Here is a 3,954-nt window from a genome sequence, read left to right on the forward strand (position 1 = left end):
GACTACTAAGAAGTCGCTTTCTCCTTGGGCTATAATGACTTTAATCTCATTATTCGTTAATTTAATAACTCGCCTTTAGGATTCTCCCAGTTACGCTAAATATCAACCTTGATTCCTTAGGGGAAGTAACCATTTATTCATGGTGAGATTCCAGGTTGGTTAAGTGATAAACTATCCAATACTTATCTATTATATTAATATTCTCTAGACTGCTCGGTTTCAGTAGTTTGCGAGACAGGTTTTGTTATTACATCTGCTTATCTTCTTAGACCATTTCCGGCTTACCCTTAGAACCATTCGGTGGCGGTGTCTTCTTGACTAACTACTTCATCGCAACCCGCTTTTAAGAACTGCTGTAATTCTTGATGGTTTCTTTTCAAGAACCGTTCTTAGCCTGTCAGTGTTTATCGCACTGGTGATGGGTTAGTTCACTCGATATTTAGGCTTCTTTGGCGATATTCAAAATTTATAGATAATTATCATAAAAGTTATTTATATCTTTTTTAATATCATGAAAATAAAATTTTAATTTTTTTATTAATAAATGTATAAAATTAAATAATGTAAAATATTACAGCAACATTTTCTCAAATAAATTAAAAATGATTAAAAGAACTCATTATCATTCGATAAATATCCAAAAATTTAATAATAAATAATTTTAATTATATTAGATTTAAATCATTTTTTAACTTTTCCGCCATAAATATTTAAATTCATATTAGGCATTCCTAAATTTTTGGATTGTACTAAACTAATCAACATATGAGAAGAATTAAAAATATTTATTTTTTCGATAAAACGAGAATGTAATTGAGAAGATAGTGTATTTTTCTCTAATAAAAAAAATTCAAATTGATTCTCTAAATTATTATAATGAAGAGCAAATCCTAAGGTTTTTTTAAAATTATTGTTGTCTATATATAAACGAATATTTTGATGTATATAATGGGTAGCCTCTTTATTTTGTTTTAACATTTCATAACTGTCTATCGCTCCCGGAAGTAAAAGATTACAAATTAATTTACTAGAAATAAATTTAGTTGTTTGATTCAGACCAGTTTTGAAAATTTTTAAATTTATTTTATCTTTAATTTTTTGAATTACTTTTTGTTTAATATGATTTTTAAGAATATTATTTTCCAAAATTTTTTGATAAAAATTTTGAATATTAAGACCTAATTCAGCCATTTCTACTTCGGATGCTTCATTAAAAAAAATATCTTCATAAGGTATTCGATCTAACTCATTTTGCAAAAAATTCTCTAACAAATCATAACTCATAGAAAATAAAGAATTAGACATATCACAATTACACAAAACGATATCAATACAATAAATATCATTTAACTGATCAGGATCTAAAAAAAATATACCTTTTTCCGGATGATATTGAATAAAATATTTCAAAAATTCATTAATAAAGGCGATTTTATCATCTGAATCATTAATATATTTATCACTAGTAACTTCTTTAACTATGTCTAACGCTTTAAAAAATCTATTAACAGGAAATAATAAATTACTCGTTAAAATAGTAGTGTTTTTTATAATTTGTTTAGTATTAGCGAATTCTTGATAAGTTTTACAAGGAACCATTTTAAAAGGGAAAAAATTATAAAAAACATAAGCTTTTTCAGAAAACATATGACCTTTTTCGTGACGCCAATGAACAGCATAATGTTTTGTATTATAATCTTTTTCGTAATTCTCAATATCAAAAGCGAATAACTTTAAAAAATTATTATGAAATAACCAAATTAATTGAATTAGAAATAAAAATATTAAAAATTTATTAAATTTGAATAATAATTTCATATTTTTATAAACTCCATAACTTTGATTTTAATTGAATAAGTTTTAACAATATATATTTTTAAATCATAACCGATAAATTAAATTCTAAAATAAATTAAATTTTAATTTATAATTTTTATTAGATTTATATACGTAAATTCTTAAGATAATTTAATTTTCTTTTAAGTTTTTGAATAGCATTTTTACGTATTTTTTGAACTTTTTTAGGAGACATTTGTAAAGAAAAAGCTATTTCTCGATAAGAAATTTTTTTATAACATTGAAAATTATTAAAAAACCCAAAACTTAAACCAATAATTTTAAATTCTGATGAATTTAAAGTTTGTTTTATTTTTTGAATCCAAAATTCATAATCTACTTGGTTTAACCAGTTTTGATGAGGATTTAAAGAATAGTTAGCAAAAGAATAATAAATAGTGTCTTGAAAATTAGTATTAACTACATAAAAATTTTTTTGAGGTACAACCGGAATATGACTATGTCGAATCAATTCACGAATTACAAATTTAATAGTTGGTCTAGCATAAGCAATAAAATCATAACCTTGATCTTGATAATAACCTAAAGCGCGAATTAAACCTAAAAAACCTTCTTGAATTAAATCTGATTTGTCCAAAATAGAAGGATAATATTTAAATTGATTGACAATTTTATAAACTAAAGGCGCATGAACTTCAATTAATTGATTTCTAATAGATAAGTTATTTTTATCTTTTAAAAAGAGCGAAAATAATCTTTTTCTTGGCATATGTTTCCTTTCTAAAACGTTATTAAAATTAATAATTACTAAAATAAATCTTGACAATATATTTTGTAAATTGAAATTTATTATAGTTACATAAATTTCATGAATCAAGATCTTTATTACATGCTAAAAAATTTACCACATAAACAAACTTAAATTAAAATTATTTTCTTCTAAATTATCCCAATTTCTTTTTTTTAATAATAAGAATATGAAAACATATTACTTATCGAAATGTATATTTTTGGTATATATAAAATATTTAAAATTAAATTTCATTTGTTCTTTATTTAGTTAGGTAAAAAAGTTTAAAATTTCTTATTAAAATAAAAAAACAATATTTTCAAAATAAATATCGGTTTAATAAATTTAAAAATAATAATTTTTTTAATTTTAAAATTTATTATTTTTAAAATAAAAATTAAGATTAAGAATAATTAATGACTATAAAAATTTTTAATAAAGTATTAACATAAAAAAATCATTAAATATTAAAAAAATTATTTTAATCAAATAATACTAATATCTTCTGCTTAAATAACATATAATATTATTAACAATTTTATATGTTATAATTAAATTAGATATTTTATAGATTTAGAATATTTTTCTATTGATAAAATATCTTAATATTCCTTCTTTAAAAAGGGGATACATGATAACTTTAAAATGAAATTTGAAAATTTGAAAACAATTAAACATTATAAATTTGAAAAATAATTAAAATTTATCTAACAAAAATATTATTTACTAAATATAACTATATTTATTACATAATTTTTAAAAATAAAAAGAAAAGAGAATTAATAACTAATATTAAAATTTTAGATAAAAATAAAACAAATATTTTATTATTTCAATATTTAATTCTAATCATATTGTTTTTTAAATGTTGTTTAATAAACCCGCTTTTAGCTCATTTTTCTGATGACAATAAGCAAAAAATAATAGATTTAAAAAATAAAATTTTTCAATATCGAATGATTTTAGATTCAGATTTAAATCAAAACCAAAAATTAAATAAAGAATTAGATATATTATCATCAGAAGACAAAGAGAAATTAAAAATTTTTCTAAATGATATTGAAGTTCAAAAAAAAACATATATTACAGAACTCAATAATTTTCAAACGAATAATCATAAAGATAATGAAGAAGTAATATTGTTACAAATATTAGAAAAACAAGAAAAATCTTATATAGAATTAGGGCGCAAAAGATGCTCATAATTCCGCTATTTAACGCATAGCCTAGAGTGATAATCTCTAGAGGTCACGTAAACACTGCAAGGTGGGCTTGATCAACTAGTTCGAAAGAAGAGTTGATAACAGCAAAAGCACGAAAGCGAGATGAGATGAAATATCTAGTCAATAAGTCGACGCCAGACCAGA

At 21.6% G+C, this 3,954-nt stretch carries 3 protein-coding genes; 1 reads left to right on the plus strand and 2 read right to left on the minus strand.

Translation table 11 applies throughout. The features are described 5' to 3' along the window. Positions 1-681: 681 nt before the first annotated feature. Complete coding sequence (locus tag OC701_RS02445) at positions 682-1,818, minus strand: hypothetical protein (protein ID WP_304514501.1); 1,137 nt, start codon at positions 1,816-1,818, stop codon at positions 682-684. A gap of 124 nt (positions 1,819-1,942) precedes the next feature. Then, positions 1,943-2,566: a sigma-70 family RNA polymerase sigma factor gene (locus OC701_RS02450; RefSeq protein ID WP_304514502.1), complete on the minus strand. Its 624-nt coding sequence runs from the start codon at positions 2,564-2,566 to the stop codon at positions 1,943-1,945. 875 nt (positions 2,567-3,441) lie between these two features. On the opposite strand from OC701_RS02450, the gene OC701_RS02455 reads away from it, so the two are divergent. Next, positions 3,442-3,792: a hypothetical protein gene (locus tag OC701_RS02455; RefSeq protein WP_304514503.1), complete on the plus strand. Its 351-nt coding sequence runs from the start codon at positions 3,442-3,444 to the stop codon at positions 3,790-3,792. Positions 3,793-3,954: the final 162 nt, after the last annotated feature.

The sequence above is a fragment of the Candidatus Phytoplasma bonamiae genome (genome assembly GCF_030586845.1).
Taxonomy (GTDB): Bacteria; Bacillota_I; Bacilli_A; order Acholeplasmatales; family Acholeplasmataceae; genus Phytoplasma; species Phytoplasma bonamiae.